Consider the following 16,066-nt stretch of genomic DNA (forward strand, 5'->3'; position numbering starts at 1 on the left):
CCGGCCAAGTCAAAAAAAGTGACGATGGCATGTCGTCACTCCGGCGGTTTCGGTTCCAAGGACACGATTAACGTCTCGTCAACGACGTAATAAGGCCGTTTAGGCAGCACTTTCAAATAACCACCCTCACGTAATCGAGTCAAATCCAATTGCAGTGTCTGTTGAAATTTTCGAAACGGTATTTTTTTTTCTTGTTCAAAGTATAAATCGAGCGCCCGCTGCACTTGATCCATCTCATAAACCAATTCCCGCTCGTCCTCGGGGACGATATGAAACGTCTCTTTTGACATATAAAACCGCTGTCTCGGTTTGCCGGGCAAATGTTTCTTCAGGCGTGTCAAGTCGATTTCTTGCGCCTCGTCGAGCAAGACCGTGCGATTGACGCCTTTCGGTAACGTCTGCTCATATTCATGGATGGCTACTCGCAACTGTGGAAGCGTGAGGTCGATCTCTTCCTCCGGCACTTCCTCTTTTTGCGTCAGCCGTTGCCACCAGTTTTTTCCTGAATTCGTCTGTCGTTCCATACACTCCCCCCTCTCCCCATTCTGTTCCCGATATGAGACATCCTCTCACCTCATATTCGCACATTCACAAAAAAAACCTTCCTTTTTGCAAAGGAAGGTCGGTGGGCTTACTTCAATTTGTTGCGGAGAACCATCTGAAGGATGCCGCCGTGGCGGTAGTAATCGATCTCGACTTCAGAATCGAAGCGAGCGACGACTTTGAACTCCGTCACTGTGCCATTTTCATGCGTTGCTTTGACGTTCAGGATATCACGTGGGCGGACTGACTCGTCAACTTGGATGTCGATCGCTTCTTCGCCTGTGAGCCCAAGTGAGTCGGCCGACTCCCCGTCCATGAACTGGAGTGGCAACACGCCCATCATGACGAGGTTCGAGCGGTGAATCCGTTCGAAGCTTTGTGCGATGACGGCCCGGATGCCGAGCAAGTTCGTTCCTTTGGCCGCCCAGTCACGTGACGAGCCCATGCCATAGTCGTTTCCAGCGAAGACGACGAGTCCCGTGCCTTGCTCTTTGTACTTCATGGCCGCATCGTACATCGGCATGATTTCGCCCGTCGGCCAGTACGTTGTGAATCCACCTTCCGTGCCTGGTGCCACTTGGTTACGGATCCGAATGTTCGCGAACGTACCGCGCATCATGACTTCGTGGTTTCCGCGGCGTGAGCCGTACGAGTTGAAGTCAAGCGGAGCGACACCTTTCGATTGGAGATATTGCCCGGCTGGAGTCGTTTTCGAAAACGCTCCGGCTGGTGAGATGTGGTCGGTCGTGACCGAATCCGCAAACTTCCCGATGACGCGGAGTCCGTTCAATGCATGCACTTCTCCTGCTTCCGGCTCGAGGTTTTCGAAGAACGGTGGGTTTTGGATATACGTCGAGTCGTCTGAGAAGTCATACAAGTTGCCTTCTGGGACGTCAAGCGCGTTCCAACGTTCATTGCCCGTGAACACCGTATCGTACTCTTTACGGAACGCTTCCGGTGAGACGACGTCTTGAACGACCATCTTGATTTCATCGTTCGATGGCCAGATATCTTTGAAGAAGACTTCATTGCCATCTTTGTCCGTTCCGAACGATTCGTTCATGATATCGAAGTTGACCGACCCAGCGAGTGCGTAAGCAACGACGAGTGGCGGTGACGCCAAGAAGTTTGCTTTCACGAGTGGATGGACGCGGCCTTCGAAGTTACGGTTCCCCGAGAGGACCGACGAAACGAGCAAATCGTTCGATGTGATCGCTTCTTCTACTTCGCGGTCGAGTGGACCTGAGTTTCCGATACATGTCGTACATCCGTAACCGACGGTGTTAAAACCGAGTTGGTCGAGGTACGGCGTGAGACCGGCTTTGTCGAGATAGTCGGTAACGACTTTCGACCCCGGTGCGAGCGACGTCTTCACGAATTTCGGAACCGTGAGACCGCGTTCGACGGCTTTCTTCGCTACAAGACCCGCTCCGACCATGACGTATGGGTTCGACGTGTTCGTACAGCTCGTGATGGCTGCAATCGCCACGTCACCCGTGCGCATGTCGACAGCGCCGTCTGTGTAGTTGATAGCTGCCTTCTTCTCAAGCTCGGCACGATCGAGACCGAAGCCGCTGTGTCCGGCTGGTGCCGTCACGCTATCGACGAAAGCTGACTGAAGGTCTGATAAGTTGATTCGGTCTTGTGGACGTTTCGGTCCAGCAAGCGACGGTTGCACTTTCGACAAGTCGAGTGTGAGCGTCTTCGTGAACGACGGGTCCGCTTGGTCCGGTGTATAGAACAAGTCGTTCGCTTTCGAATACGCTTCGACGAGGTCGATCAATTCTTCTGGGCGACCAGTTGTACGCATGTAGTTGAGCGTTTCCGTATCGACTGGGAAGAAGCCACAAGTCGCACCATATTCCGGCGCCATGTTGGCGATCGTTGCCCGGTCTGAGAGCGGCATCGTGTGAAGCGATGGACCGAAGAACTCGACGAACTTGCCGACGACTTTCTCGTTACGGAGCATCTCTGTGACGACGAGCGCGACGTCTGTCGCCGTGACACCCGGATTGACTTCACCGATGATTTTGACGCCGACGACGTCTGGTACCGGGAAGTAAGACGGTTGTCCGAGCATGCTCGCCTCGGCTTCGATTCCACCGACACCCCAACCGAGGACGCCAAGACCGTTAATCATCGTCGTGTGCGAGTCAGTTCCGACGAGCGAGTCTGGATAGGCGACATTGCCCGTTCCGTCATTCTTCTCGAGGACGACCGAAGCCAAGTACTCCAAGTTGACTTGGTGAACGATTCCTGTCGCAGGCGGAACGGCGCGATAGTTGTCGAACGCCGTCTGAGCCCAACGCAAGAACTTGTAGCGCTCTTCGTTACGCTCGAACTCGATGTCCATGTTTTTCATGAGTGCGCCGGCAAAACCGTACGCATCGACTTGAACCGAGTGGTCGACGACGAGGTCAACCGGGATTTCAGGATTGATTTTGTTCGGGTCTCCACCAAGGTCAGCCATCGCCTTACGAAGCGAGGCAAGGTCAACGACCGTTGGCACACCCGTAAAGTCCTGGAGGACGACGCGAGCCGGTTTGAACGGAACATCGATATCTTTCGAAACTTCGGCAGTACCCCATTTAGCCAAATTCTCGACATGTTCTTTCGTGATGGCGCGGCCATCCTGTTGGCGAAGCACCGATTCGAGCAATACGCGAATCGAGTACGGAAGTCGACTAAGTTCCGTCACCCCTTCTTCTTCGAGCTTTTTAAGCCGGTAAAAATCGTACGCCTGTCCATTGACCTCGAACTGCGTCCGAGATTTAAAAGCGTCTAATACGTTCGTCTGTTCCATACGATATCCCCCTTTTTGAAAGCGGCGACTTCGGCACGTGCCGTAATCGCTTACTTATCACATGTTTATCATAATACAACTATAGCGTGACGTAAAATACATTCCGTCACAAATTAGTCATAAGTAAAACTTATCAATAACATCAGACTCACTGAAACAAGAAAAGACGGCCCTTGGACAAGAGCCGTCTTCAATCATTATTCTGCGCCAATCTCGACGTTGACGTCGAGGGCATCGACGAGCGTGAGCTCATCTTCATACCGTTCTTTGAAGCGGTCGAACGTGAACTCGTTGGCGAACAAGAACACGGGACGCTCCCAACGATCCGTCACGAGCATGTTGCGTGAGTCCTGGAACGGCTTGAGCGCCTTCAATTCCTTGTCCTTCACCCAACGTGCGACGCTGTACGAAACCGGCTCCATGCGAATGTCGACGCCGTATTCGTTGTTCAAGCGATACTCGAACACTTCGAATTGGAGTTGACCGACCGCACCGAGATAAATCTCGTTGTATTCGTTGCGATATACTTGAATCGCTCCCTCTTGGGCGAGTTGCTCCACACCTTTGTGGAAGTGCTTCGATTTGAGCGAGTTGATCGGCGAGACGCGCATGAACAGTTCAGGTGGGAACGTCGGTAACGCCTCGAACGCGATTTTCTGTTTCGACGTCGTGATCGTGTCGCCGATTTGGTATGTCCCCGAATCGTAAATCCCGATCACGTCCCCAGCGAACGCCTGATCGACCGTTTCCCGGTCGTTGGCCATGAGCTGCGTCGACTGACTCAACTTGATTTTCTTTCCTGTCCGCGTGAGCGTGACGTCCATGCCGCGCTCGAACACGCCCGAACAGATGCGGACGAAGGCTATGCGGTCACGGTGGGCCGGGTTCATGTTCGCTTGAATCTTGAACACGAAGCCGCTGAACTCTTCTGACGTCGGGTCGATCGGACCGACGTTCGACTTACGGGCTTCAGGGGCCGGTGACATGGCGAGATAGTGGTTCAAGAACGATGTCACGCCGAAGTCGACGAGGGCCGTCCCGAAAAAGACCGGAGTCAATTTCCCGTGCTGAATCGCATCGACTTCGATTTCATTGCCGGCACCGTCGAGCAAATCGATTTCGTCTCGGAGGTTCGTCAAGTTCTCTTCCGTCAAATAGTCGGCGAGAATCGGGTCATTGACGCCGTCCTCGTTCAACGTGAGCGTCGATTTCTCGCCACGGAACAAGTGGACTTCGTTCTTCAGGCGGTCGTACACCCCTTCGAACTGCATTCCGCTCCCGATTGGCCACGTGACGGCGACTGAAGGCATGCCGAGAACTTCTTCGAGCTCTTCCATGAGTTCGAGCGGGTCTCTCGCTTGGCGGTCCAATTTGTTCATGAACGTGAAGATTGGAATTCCCCGCATCCGACAGACTTGGAATAGTTTCTTCGTCTGCGTCTCAATCCCTTTGGCCGCATCGATGACCATGACGGCACTGTCGACCGACGTCAACACGCGGTACGTGTCTTCCCCGAAATCGTTGTGACCTGGCGTGTCCATGATCGAGACGACCTTGTCTTGATAGACGAACTGCATGACGGACGAGGTGACCGAGATTCCACGTTGTTTCTCGATTTCCATCCAGTCCGACTTGGCATGCTTGGAATTTTTGCGGGCTTTGACCGTCCCCGCCTCACGGATGGCGCCCCCGTGAAGGAGCAACTTCTCCGTCAGCGTCGTCTTACCGGCATCCGGGTGCGAGATGATGCCGAAAATCCGACGCTTCTCAACTTCTTGTTTTAATTGATTCATGTATGGCTCTTTCCTTTCTGGACAATACGATTTATACGATGTCTTGCTCATTGCAACGCTATCTATTCTAACGAAATCGGCCCGTTTCGTCCATCTTTATAGTAGGGAGTTAATAGCTGTAGCTTTTGTATCGCGTCCCTTTTTTGTATACTTAGCTTGAATGATCGTGAAATGACAGAACGGGGGAAAGACGATGCCAGAAAACTTGATGATGTATTTCATTGTCTTCTGGGGATTCGTGATGATCGGGTTAATGTCGATCGGCGGTTACTTTATGTTCCGTAAATTTTTGAAACGAATGCCAAAAGAAGATGGGCGCTCACTCCTCGACATCGAGGATGACTACATCGACAAGACACGCCACTTATGGACGCCGGAGACACGAACGTTGCTCGACCGCCTCGTCACGCCGGTACCAGAGCTGTTCCGCGACGTCGCCATCCGCAAAATCGCCGGTAAAATCGGACAGTTCGCCCTCGAGACCCGGGCCCGTGAAATGACGACTGAACTCGTCGTTAAAGGTTATATCGCGGCGACACCGAAGCGGGACCATAAGTTTTTAAAGAAGGCACTTGAAGAAGAGCAGATCGACTGGAAAGTGTATCAACATTACTTCCAACAATGAGATGAGATGTCAGGCTATTTGCCTGACATCTTTTTTTGTCCAACACGTCCTGTCGCCTCGGCGCAGCCGACTTATTATGTCTCCCGTTCGCAAAATTGTGCCATACGACTAGTAGGTCAAAAGTACCTTTTTCACGAGTAGTAACTATTCAAAAATAATGTTCATAATATAGACAATATTGAAAACGCTTACATTAAAGTGGTATGACCAATATTAGTATAACAATTTCGTTTTACGCAATAAAAAAATGGATAGCTTTTCCTTTATTTACATTTCTATAATGTACGTATCTTGATGCCGAAGGAGGTTTTTATATGCATGATGTCACACATGTCACGCAAACCGACAGTACCCGCTCCGCCGAAGCGATTGTCGAGAGCCAGACGTTCCACAAACTGATGCGAGAAAAGAATCGGTTCATTGTTCCATCCATCATCTTCTCTCTTATCTTCTACTTCACGTTGCCAATCTCGACAAGTTACTTCACCTTTTTGAATATCCCGGTCGCCGGAGACATCACATGGGCCTGGGTGCTCGCCTTCGCCCAATTCTTTATGACCTGGACGTTCTGTGTGATGTACAGCCGCCGGGCCCGTCGGTTTGACGAACTCGTCACCGCCATCAAACAAGAGGAGGACGACCGATGAACTGGACCGCTATTTTATTATTCCTCGCGATTGTCGGGCTCACGCTCGTCATCACGTTCTTCGCCGCTCGTAAAACGAAGACCGCGAGCGACTTTTATACGGCCGATGGAGGGTTGACCGGTTTCCAAAATGGGCTCGCCATCGCCGGGGACTATATGTCGGCGGCTTCTTTCCTCGGGATCGCCGGGATGATTGCCCTCGCCGGATTTGACGGTTTCTTCTATTCAATCGGCTTCTTAGTGGCTTATCTCGTCGTGCTCTATCTCGTGGCCGAGCCGCTCCGTAACCTTGGCAAGTATACGATGGCCGATATGATTGCGGCTCGATTCAACAAACCGCGCGTGCGCGGTGTCGCCGCCATGAACGCCATCGTCATCTCAATTTTCTATATGATCGCCCAACTCGTCGGGGCCGGCGCGCTCATCGAGTTATTGCTCGGCATCCCATACACGACGAGTGTCGTCGTCGTCGGGATTTTGATGACGGTGTACGTCGTCTTCGGAGGGATGACCGCGACGTCATGGGTACAGATCACGAAAGCTGTGCTATTGATGATCGGGACCGCCATCATCTCGTTTCTCGTGTTCGCTCGCTTTGACTTCTCTGTCTTCACCATGTTCTCGGAAGTAAGCAAGGCAACGCCGCTCGGCGACAGTTTCTTAGACCCGGGCAACAAGTTCAAGCTCCCGCTCGACACGATCTCGCTCAACTTGGCACTCGTCCTCGGGACGGCCGGTCTGCCCCACATCCTTATCCGTTTCTTCACGGTCAAAGATGCACCGACAGCACGCCAATCGGTCGTCTATGCGACATGGGTCATCGGTGCGTTCTACATATTGACGATCTTCCTCGGATTCGGGGCCGCCGCATTCGTCGGCTCGGATGCCATTATCGCCGCCAACCCGGCCGGCAACATGGCCGCACCGCTCCTGGCCCAAGTGCTCGGCGGCGACTTGTTGTTCGCCTTTGTCGCGGCAATCGCATTTGCCACAATCCTTGCCGTCGTCGCCGGTCTCGTCTTGTCGGCCGCCTCGGCGTTCGCCCACGACTTCTATGGACATATCGTCCGTAAAGGGGAAGCGACAGAGAAAGAACAAGTCACGGCGGCCCGCATCGCTTCGATTGCTGTCGCCCTCGTCTCGATGGGACTCGCGTTTTTCGCACAGTCGATGAACGTCGCTTTCCTCGTCTCGCTCGCTTTCGCCGTGGCCGCCAGTGCGAACTTGCCGGTCATCTTGTTCACGATTTACTGGAGACGGTTCAACACTGGAGGAGCCGTGTTCGGCATGATCGTCGGCTTGTTCTCGTCACTCTTCCTCGTCGCCATCAGCCCGAACGTATGGGCGCCGGACGGTTCCGCCATCTTTATCGGCGAGGCACTGTTCCCGCTCACGAATCCGGGCATCGTGTCTATCCCACTCGGGTTCCTCGCCGCTATCGTCGGGACGTACGTGACGAAGTCAGATGAAGTCGCTGGAAACTTCGAACGGATCCTCGTCAAGGCGAACACCGGAATCGATGCCGAGACCGAGGCAGCCATGACCAAAAAATCTTCTTAAATCGACAAAACGGCGTCCCTCGCAAGGGACGCCGTTTATGATGCTACGATTTGTTTGTACTTTTGATACATGGCGATGCGCCACGGGACAATCATGCCCCAGGCGATCAAATAGAACAGGCCGCCCGTCGCGAATATGTTTACCTCGTCCCCGAGAAACGCCTTCATGACCGTCCGGATGGCCAATAAGACAAACACGACGATAAAGAACGCTTTCGAACGGGATAGATAAACTTCCCCGTCACGTTTCTCGAAATTCGACGTCTTGATGAGGAACACGCTGAAAATCAATCCGACGATCAGCGCCTCTCCGACCTCGAGCCAAGTCAGCCGAAACGCCGGGACGAGAAATTGTAACATGCCCGTCGACATCGCCAGCGGCGGAATCAAAATCTTTTTCGCATTCGTCGGACGTGCTGACGCTTTGACGCGAACGAAGCTCGCAATCAAGCCCATCATCAGTGCGACGAGGGTCGATCCCCAAAATATCGACATTCGGTCAACCCCTTTAAAATCCGGTGAATCCTACTAATTCGCTCATCCAAGCAGCGAAGCGGTTCATGCCATCAAAATATAATACGACGCCGAAAGCCATCATCAAATAGCCTCCGAATCTTGCTACCTTGGCGCTATTGCGTGCCAAGTACTTGATTTTGCCGACAAAACCGGCCATAACGAGGAATGGGATGGCAAAGCCGATGACGTATGCCAACATATAGCCCATTCCCTGACTCGGGTTCGACGCCGCGAGGGCGATGACGCCAGCAAGAATCGGTCCGGTACAAGGTGTCCACCCTGCTGCGAATCCGATTCCGATGAGTGCCGTCCCAAAATAGCCGCTCTTGCGCTCTCCTAATGCGAGTTTTTTCTCGCGCATCATAAAACGTGGTTGCCAGAGACCTGCCAAAAAGACACCAAATACGAAGATAAGGATGGCACCGAACATGCGCAAACTATCTTTGTATTGAATGAACACGTCGGCAATCAGCGAGGTCGACAAACCGAGCACGAGAAAGACGATAGAGAAACCGAAGAGGAATGAGAACGTATGAAACCATGCCGTGCGCTGCCGCAGTCCTTCGCTCTTCAAATCAGAGACAGAGACCCCAGTGATATACGATAAAAAGACTGGATACAACGGTAGCGTGCACGGAGACAAAAATGACAAGACGCCCGCCCCAAATGCGAGCCAAAGGGTAACTTCCATGCGATCTTCCACCTTTCAGCCCCATTATAGCGAAAACCTTTTCAAAATGCTCGCATCTTTTTCTGCAACGATTGTTTGATTGAAATTGTAATCTTTGAAATGGAAATGAAACTTGTAAACAGTAGTGTTAGATGCTAAGATTTGGATATTCCTAAGTAACACTTTTGACTTTATAATGATGGGGGAAACACCGTGGCGGTCATCACAGCTGAAAACTTACATTATGCCATTGAACAGAAACGCGATGAACTGTACGAAATCGCTTCGCAGCACAGTTGGACGTCTCCTGAAGTGATTCACGTCAGCCAAGAGTTAGACAAGCTGATCACACGTCACGTCCTGGCTATACATGCTTCAGAACACCTAACTTTTTAAATGAACGGCTCTCCGCATCTCATTTGCGGAGAGCCTTTTCCATGGAAAAAAGACGCCGGTATTGGCGTCTTTTTTTGTAATTTATGACATCAGACGTTGGCCTGATTGAAGTTCATACATCTTTTTGTAGAGCCCGTCTTGTTTCAATAACGATTGATGATTACCTCGTTCGACGATTTCACCACGATGGAGGACGAGTATCAAGTCGGCATCTTGAATTGTCGAGAGTCGGTGTGCGATGGCAATCGTCGTCCGACCACGTCTCATCCGCTCGAGGGCGAGTTGAACGCGTTCCTCGGTCTCAGTATCAATCGAACTCGTCGCCTCATCCAAAATCAAGATTTTCGGATCGCGAGCGACCGTCCGAGCAAACGCGAGCAATTGCCGTTCCCCACTCGAGAACGTCGCCCCCCGTTCACCGACCGTATGCCCGTAACCGGCCTCGAGTTTCTCGACGAACGTATGGGCTTGGACGAACTCAGCTGCTTCCCGGACTTTGTCAGAGTCGATTGTCGGGTTAAATAGTTTTAAGTTGTCCTCGATCGTCCCCGTGAACAAAAACGGGTCCTGGAGCACAAGGCCGACTTTGGCTCGAAGCTCGGCTTCCTCGAACTGCTCGATCGGATGCCCATCAATCGTGATTTGTCCTGATTGATACGGATAGAACCGAGTCAACAAGTTGATGATTGAACTCTTCCCGCTCCCGGTATGACCGACAAGTGCGACCGTCTCGCCCGGCTTGGCGACGAACGAGATATGTTTCAATACGTCGACTTCCCCGTCATAGCTGAACGTGACGTTCTCGAAACGCACTTCCCCGGAGCCAATTTCAGCCGTTCCCTCTAAGCTCTTACCTGGGGCCGGTTCATCCGTGTCCAAGACTTTGAAGACTCGGTCCGCCGAAACGACCGCCTGTTGAAATTCACTCAATCGTTGCATGATATCGAGCACGGGACGGAAGATTCGTTCGATATAGCTGATAAAGGCGTAAACGACCCCGACCTGTACTTGCTCGGTCGTTGACAAGACGCCGTAATAACCGAGCAGCCCGATGATGGAGAAGGCGAGCAACAATTCGATGATCGGTCGCAACAACATACTGTCGAGCTTCAAGTTCCGATAACGTGCTTCTTGGTGGGCTTCGTTCGTCTCTTCGAATTGGCGGACAAGCCGCTCTTCTTGACGAAACTGTTGAACGATTCCCATCCCGTTAATCGACTCATTCAACTGTCCGTTCAATTGTGACAGCAGATCACGCACTTGCGCGAAGTACTTTGTCGAGTAGCGACGATACACCCAGATGATGAGCCAGAACAACGGCACGAGCACAAGCCCCATCGTTGCGAGCGTCGGTTCGAGGATATAGAGAAACACGTATGTCCCGAGCAGCTGCACGGCCGATTGGACGAACGTACTCATCACCCCGACGTACAGCTCCTTGACCGCCTCGGTGTCGTTCGTAATCCGCGAGACGAGTACGCCTGCTGGCGTCCGGTCGAAATAGGCGAGCCGCATGCCCATGACGTGACGGAAAATATCCATCCGAATGTTTTGAACGATTTTTAAGGCGATTTTTTGGAATGAAATTGACTGTAAATAGTCGAAGATGATCGCCGACACATGCAAGACCAAATAAACGACGAGCAATGTGACGACCCAGTTCGTCGGATAGACGCCTGGCGTCACGAACTCATCAATAAAGACCTTGATTAAAAACGGTCCCGCGAGCTTCGCACCGGTGGCGAGCAACAAGAACACGAAAGCGAGACTGAGTGGGCGTGAGTAACGATTCGTATACGCCAATAGACGTTTGATGACCGCCCATTCCTGAACGTCATGCTTCATGGTGGCCACCCCCTTCTACGATTGCTTCGAGCTGTTGACGATCATACGTATCTTTGTACCATCCCGGTTCGCGAATCAAGTCCTGATGCCGGCCCCGTTGGATGATACGACCGTCTTCGAGAACGAGAATCTCGTCGGCGTGCTCGACCGCAGACAGTCGGTGCGCGACAATCAACCGAGATTGATCGGGATTCCCGGCCCGGAAATGCTCGATGATCGCTTCTTCCGTCTTCGCATCGACGGCGGAGAGAGCATCGTCTAGAATCAATACGTCCGCCTCGATCATGAGCGCACGTGCAATCGAGATGCGTTGTTTTTGGCCGCCCGATAGCGTCACGCCCCGTTCGCCTACAAGCGTGGCATAACCTTCTGGTAACCGCATGATGTCATCATGCACTTCGGCGATTTTAGCTGCTTCCATAATCTCGTCAAGTTTTGCTTCCGGTTTGCCGAACGCGATATTGTTCGCAATCGAGTCGCTGAACAAGAAGTGGTCTTGCGGGACAACGGCGACCTTGTCGAGCAGAAGTGACTTTTTCACCTGTCGGATATTGATGCCGCCGATTTTAATCGTGCCGTCATGGACGTCATACTCCCGCGTCAACAACCGAACGATTGTCGTTTTACCGGAGCCGGTCCGTCCGACAATTCCGAGCGTGCGACCGCGTTCGATTCGGAACGACACGTCTTGTAAGACGGGTGTCTCATCATAGCGGAAAGCATGAATGTCTGCCTCAATCTCCGAATGGGCAAGTTTCGTCGCCGCCATCGGATCATCTTGAATCTCAGGTTTGACGGCGAGCATTCGCTCGATTCGGTCATAAGACGCACGACCGCGTTCGACGATATTGAACAGCCAGCCGAACGCGAGCATCGGCCATGTGAGCAAACTGAGATACGCCGTGAAACTGACGATTTGACCGATTGTCAGCTCGCCTTGTTCAATCAAATAGGCCCCATAGCCAATCGATAGGATATACGAGAGGCCGACGATTCCGAAGATGGTCGGGTCGTATAGGGCATCGATTTTGGCGACGCGGACGTTCTTCGCCATGACCTCGTCGGATAACTTCTCGAACGAGTCGACGTCGCGGCCGACTTCTCCGGCCGATTTCAATACCCGGACACCGCTGACGCTCTCTTGGACTTTGTCATTCAGTTCGGAGAACGCCGCCTGAGCGACCCCGAACCGATTATGTAATAGTTTGCCGTATCGTGTCGTTAACGCGACCATGATCGGCAGCGGCAACAGCGCTACGACCGTCAACTTCCAACTAATCGTCGTCACCATCGTGATGATGACGAACGTCCCCATGGTAATGCTGTCGACGAGTGTCAAAATCCCCGCACCCGCCGTCGTCGAGACGGCTTGGACATCGTTCGTCGCATGGGCCATCAAATCCCCGACCCGCGACTTCTTATAAAAGCGTTGATCTAAATCGGTGAAATGGCGATAGAGCTGACTCCGCAACATCCGACCGAGCCGAATCGATGCTCCAAAGATGAAGTACCGCCAGAAGAAGCGGGCCACATAGTTTCCGATGCCGACGGCCGCGAGCCCGCCGAGCAACATCCACAATAAATCTGTTTCGAGCGATTCTCGGTTGATCTCATCGACGATTCGGCCGATGATGCGTGGCGGCACGAGTTCGAGCGCCGCAACGAACATGAGTAGGACGATACCGAGCGCATACGTCCGCCATTCGAGCTTGAAGAACCAAGCCAATTGTTTGAATACACGAATCTGAAACACCCCCTATGTTGTCTTGAATTCAGACTATTCTTTTAGATTAGCGAAAGTTTGTTCGATTGTCTAACAAAAAATGGATACAAAAAGCACTTTGCGGGCGCAAAGTGCTTCGGTCGATCCGGTTTATTTCTTTTCGTTCTTCATTTGAACGTTCATGGCGCGCATCACTTGGTTGACTTTCTTCTGTGACGGCTTTTGACCCATTTGCATCATCAATGTACGAATCATATCTTCGTTGATCGGTGGGTTCTGTTCGAGGTAGTTCATCATGTATTTACGAGCGATAAAGAAACCGATCGCAATACCCCCGATTAGTGCTGCCACGATCAGAAGAATCCAGAATAATGTACTCAAGGCTTAACCTCCTCTACCATATGAAACATCGTTTTTTACTATACACTATATTACGCTAATTCGCTAGTCGTCTGTAAAAAAAGTGGTGACCCAAAACTCCGGGCCACCACTGATAGTAAGCGATTAAAGTGATTTGACAGCAGCGACGACGTTGTCGACCGACATGCCATATTCTTTCATGAGGAGATCCCCAGGGGCAGAGGCACCGAACTTGTCGATTCCGAGTACTTTACCGCCGAATCCGACGTATTTGTACCAGCCGAGTGTCGCGCCCGCTTCAAGCGAGACACGCTTCGTGATTGACGAAGGAAGGACCGCCTCTTTGTATTCTGCTGACTGTGCTTCGAACAATTCCCACGAAGGCATCGAGACGACAGCCGCGTTCACGCCGTCAGCCGCGAGTGCTTCGCGAGCTTCGACGAGGACGTGTACTTCAGAACCTGTACCGAGAAGGAGGACGTCCGCCTCGCTCGAGTTACCGGCGACGACGTAGCCACCTTTGGCCGCTTCTTCGATCGACGTGCCTTCGAGTTCTGGCAACGCTTGACGCGTCAAGACGAGAAGTGACGGTGATGATTTCGTCGTGATTGCTTGCTTCCAAGCCGCAATCGTCTCTTTTCCGTCAGCCGGACGGAGAACAGACAAGTTTGGCATCGCACGGAAGCTCATCAAGTGCTCGACCGGTTCGTGTGTCGGGCCGTCTTCGCCGACCGCGATTGAATCGTGTGTCAAGACGAACGTCGATGGGATTCCCATGAGGGCCGCGAGTCGTACCGCTGGACGCAAATAGTCTGAGAAGACGAAGAATGTCGCGCCGTAAGGAAGGACCCCACCGTGGAGTGCCATACCGTTGACGGCAGCTGCCATTGCGAATTCACGGACGCCGAACCAGATGTTACGGCCTGCTGGATCTTCATCGAAATCCGCAGCACCTTTAATCATCGTGTTGTTCGAGCCTGCGAGGTCAGCCGAACCACCGAAGAGTGTCGGCACCGCTTTAGCGATTGCGTTCAATACTTCACCGCTCGTTTGACGTGTCGCTTTCTTCGAACCGATTTCGAACGTCGGCAACTCGCTGTCCCAACCTTCTGGGAGCTCATTGTTCACTGCACGCTCGAACTGTGCACCGAGTTCAGGGTGTGACGACTTGTAAGCCGCGACGAGTTCGTTCCAGTCCGCTTCCGCTTTGGCACCTGGCTCAACGACTTTCTCGTTGAACAAGTCGTACACTTCGGTCGGTACGTAGAAGTTTTCGCCTTCCCACTTATAGAACTGCTTCGTGAGCTCGATTTCAGCTTCGCCGAGCGGCGCGCCGTGTGAGGCCGATTTCCCTGACTTGTTCGGTGAACCGAAACCGATGACCGTCTTCACTTCGATGAGGGTCGGTTTCGACGTTTCCGCCTTCGCTTCGTCGATTGCTTTCGCGATTGTATCGATGTCCGTGCCATCTTCAACGCGAATCACTTGCCAGCCGTAAGCGTTGAAACGATCTTCGACGCTTTCTGAGAACGACTTGTGAAGGTCGCCATCGAGTGAGATGTCGTTTGAATCATAAAGGACGACGAGCTTTCCGAGTTTCAAGTGACCAGCGAGTGAGGCAGCTTCTGCCGACACGCCTTCCATCAAGTCACCGTCTCCGCAAATCCCGTATGTGAAGTGGTCAACCACTTTGAACTCATCACGGTTGTAAGTCGCTTCCAAATGTTTTTCAGCCATCGCCATACCGACTGCCATGGCAATCCCTTGGCCGAGCGGTCCAGTCGTCGCGTCGACACCAGCCGTGTGACGGTACTCTGGGTGTCCAGGCGTCTTCGAATCCATTTGACGGAACGATTTGAGATCGTCGAGTGAAAGGTCGTAACCAGATAAGTGAAGAAGCGAGTACAAGAGCATCGAACCGTGTCCTGCTGAAAGAACGAACCGATCGCGGTTGAACCAGTTCGGGTTTTTCGGGTTGTGACGCATCTTATCCGTCCAAAGTGTGAACGCCATCGGAGCCGCACCCATCGGCATCCCCGGGTGACCAGAGTTCGCTTTTTGGACCGCATCAATCGAGAGCGTCCGAATCGAGTTAATCGCTAATAATTCTTTAGTAGTTGTTTCCACTAATTTCATCCTCTCTGTTGTTACAAAGTTTCTACCCGTCATATTTTAGCATACTCATTCGTGTGTCACAACTAATTAATTAGTATAACACATTGAATGGAATCGTTTACTTCCTTTCGTCCAAAATCAGTCCAATAAGTCCCCCTGATCCCCGTTCGCGTATAACAAACATGCACACCCTATATGAAATAGGATGTGCATTCGTGGTCACTCCGAGCGATGTCGTTTCTGCTCGTCTTTCAATTTTTCAGGCGTTACATCGTTCCCGTCCGGATCGACGACCTTCATCCCCATCATTTGTGATTTGAATGATTGGCGGAACGCTTGCAAATATTGTTGGCGCAGCGCTTGCTGCTCGTCCATCTCTTCTGATGACAGTCCATCTGTCTTGGCTTTGTTGGCGAGAAAATTGATTCGCTCCAACTGTTCAGGTGCTAGCATCAGGCTCGCCCCCTCTCTA

14 protein-coding genes are annotated in these 16,066 nt (G+C 52.2%); 4 read left to right on the forward strand and 10 right to left on the reverse strand.

Translation table 11 applies throughout. From position 1 onward, the window contains the following. Positions 1-35: 35 nt before the first annotated feature. From M467_RS28235 to M467_RS28245, 3 genes are all read right to left on the reverse strand, one after another. The gene (locus tag M467_RS28235) at positions 36-524 is read right to left on the reverse strand and encodes a DUF3939 domain-containing protein (protein ID WP_021067573.1); all 489 of its coding nucleotides are present in this window, start codon (positions 522-524) and stop codon (positions 36-38) included. Positions 525-631: 107 nt separating this feature from the next. Beyond that, positions 632-3,346: an aconitate hydratase AcnA gene (acnA, locus tag M467_RS28240; protein ID WP_021067574.1), complete on the reverse strand. Its 2,715-nt coding sequence runs from the start codon at positions 3,344-3,346 to the stop codon at positions 632-634. Positions 3,347-3,543: 197 nt separating this feature from the next. Continuing rightward, positions 3,544-5,139, reverse strand: coding sequence for a peptide chain release factor 3 (locus M467_RS28245; protein WP_021067575.1), 1,596 nt, complete (start codon positions 5,137-5,139; stop codon positions 3,544-3,546). Between the two features lie 193 nt (positions 5,140-5,332). On the opposite strand from M467_RS28245, the gene M467_RS28250 reads away from it, so the two are divergent. The 3 genes from M467_RS28250 (at position 5,333) to M467_RS28260 (ending at position 7,970) form a co-directional block, all read left to right on the forward strand. Then, complete coding sequence (locus tag M467_RS28250; RefSeq protein WP_021067576.1) at positions 5,333-5,764, forward strand: DUF2621 domain-containing protein; 432 nt, start codon at positions 5,333-5,335, stop codon at positions 5,762-5,764. 314 nt (positions 5,765-6,078) lie between these two features. Further along, on the forward strand, positions 6,079-6,411 hold the full coding sequence (locus M467_RS28255) for a DUF485 domain-containing protein (protein ID WP_021067577.1): 333 nt from the start codon (positions 6,079-6,081) through the stop codon (positions 6,409-6,411). After that, positions 6,408-7,970, forward strand: a complete 1,563-nt coding sequence (locus M467_RS28260) for a solute symporter family protein (RefSeq protein ID WP_021067578.1) — start codon at positions 6,408-6,410, stop codon at positions 7,968-7,970. The genes M467_RS28255 and M467_RS28260 overlap by 4 nt, the downstream gene beginning before the upstream one ends. Before the next feature lie 35 nt (positions 7,971-8,005). Here the strand turns inward: M467_RS28260 and M467_RS28265 are convergent, their stop codons facing one another. Both M467_RS28265 and M467_RS28270 read right to left on the reverse strand, forming a co-directional pair. Further along, positions 8,006-8,458, reverse strand: a complete 453-nt coding sequence (locus M467_RS28265) for a CcdC family protein (protein ID WP_034797347.1) — start codon at positions 8,456-8,458, stop codon at positions 8,006-8,008. A 19-nt stretch (positions 8,459-8,477) separates the two neighbouring features. Next, complete coding sequence (locus M467_RS28270) at positions 8,478-9,176, reverse strand: cytochrome c biogenesis CcdA family protein (protein ID WP_021067580.1); 699 nt, start codon at positions 9,174-9,176, stop codon at positions 8,478-8,480. A gap of 192 nt (positions 9,177-9,368) precedes the next feature. Between M467_RS28270 and M467_RS28275 the strand changes: the two genes are divergently transcribed. After that, positions 9,369-9,551: an aspartyl-phosphate phosphatase Spo0E family protein gene (locus tag M467_RS28275; RefSeq protein WP_021067581.1), complete on the forward strand. Its 183-nt coding sequence runs from the start codon at positions 9,369-9,371 to the stop codon at positions 9,549-9,551. 81 nt (positions 9,552-9,632) lie between these two features. On the opposite strand, the gene M467_RS28280 is transcribed toward M467_RS28275, so the two are convergent. From M467_RS28280 to M467_RS28300, 5 genes are all read right to left on the reverse strand, one after another. Then, the gene (locus M467_RS28280; protein WP_021067582.1) at positions 9,633-11,396 is read right to left on the reverse strand and encodes an ABC transporter ATP-binding protein; all 1,764 of its coding nucleotides are present in this window, start codon (positions 11,394-11,396) and stop codon (positions 9,633-9,635) included. Beyond that, positions 11,386-13,140 (reverse strand): ABC transporter transmembrane domain-containing protein, encoded by a 1,755-nt coding sequence (locus tag M467_RS28285; protein WP_029595352.1) that lies wholly within the window; start codon positions 13,138-13,140, stop codon positions 11,386-11,388. Before M467_RS28285 ends, M467_RS28280 begins: the two co-directional genes overlap by 11 nt. A 129-nt stretch (positions 13,141-13,269) precedes the next feature. Then, on the reverse strand, positions 13,270-13,500 hold the full coding sequence (locus tag M467_RS28290; RefSeq protein ID WP_021067584.1) for a YneF family protein: 231 nt from the start codon (positions 13,498-13,500) through the stop codon (positions 13,270-13,272). Between the two features lie 123 nt (positions 13,501-13,623). Continuing rightward, entirely contained in the window at positions 13,624-15,615 is a 1,992-nt protein-coding gene (gene tkt / locus M467_RS28295; protein WP_031200265.1) for a transketolase, read from the reverse strand. A 198-nt stretch (positions 15,616-15,813) separates the two neighbouring features. Then, positions 15,814-16,047: a DUF896 domain-containing protein gene (locus M467_RS28300; protein ID WP_021067586.1), complete on the reverse strand. Its 234-nt coding sequence runs from the start codon at positions 16,045-16,047 to the stop codon at positions 15,814-15,816. Positions 16,048-16,066: the final 19 nt, after the last annotated feature.

Origin of the sequence: Exiguobacterium chiriqhucha RW-2, assembly GCF_000416965.1 — a bacterium.
GTDB classification, from domain to species: Bacteria; Bacillota; Bacilli; order Exiguobacteriales; family Exiguobacteriaceae; genus Exiguobacterium; species Exiguobacterium chiriqhucha.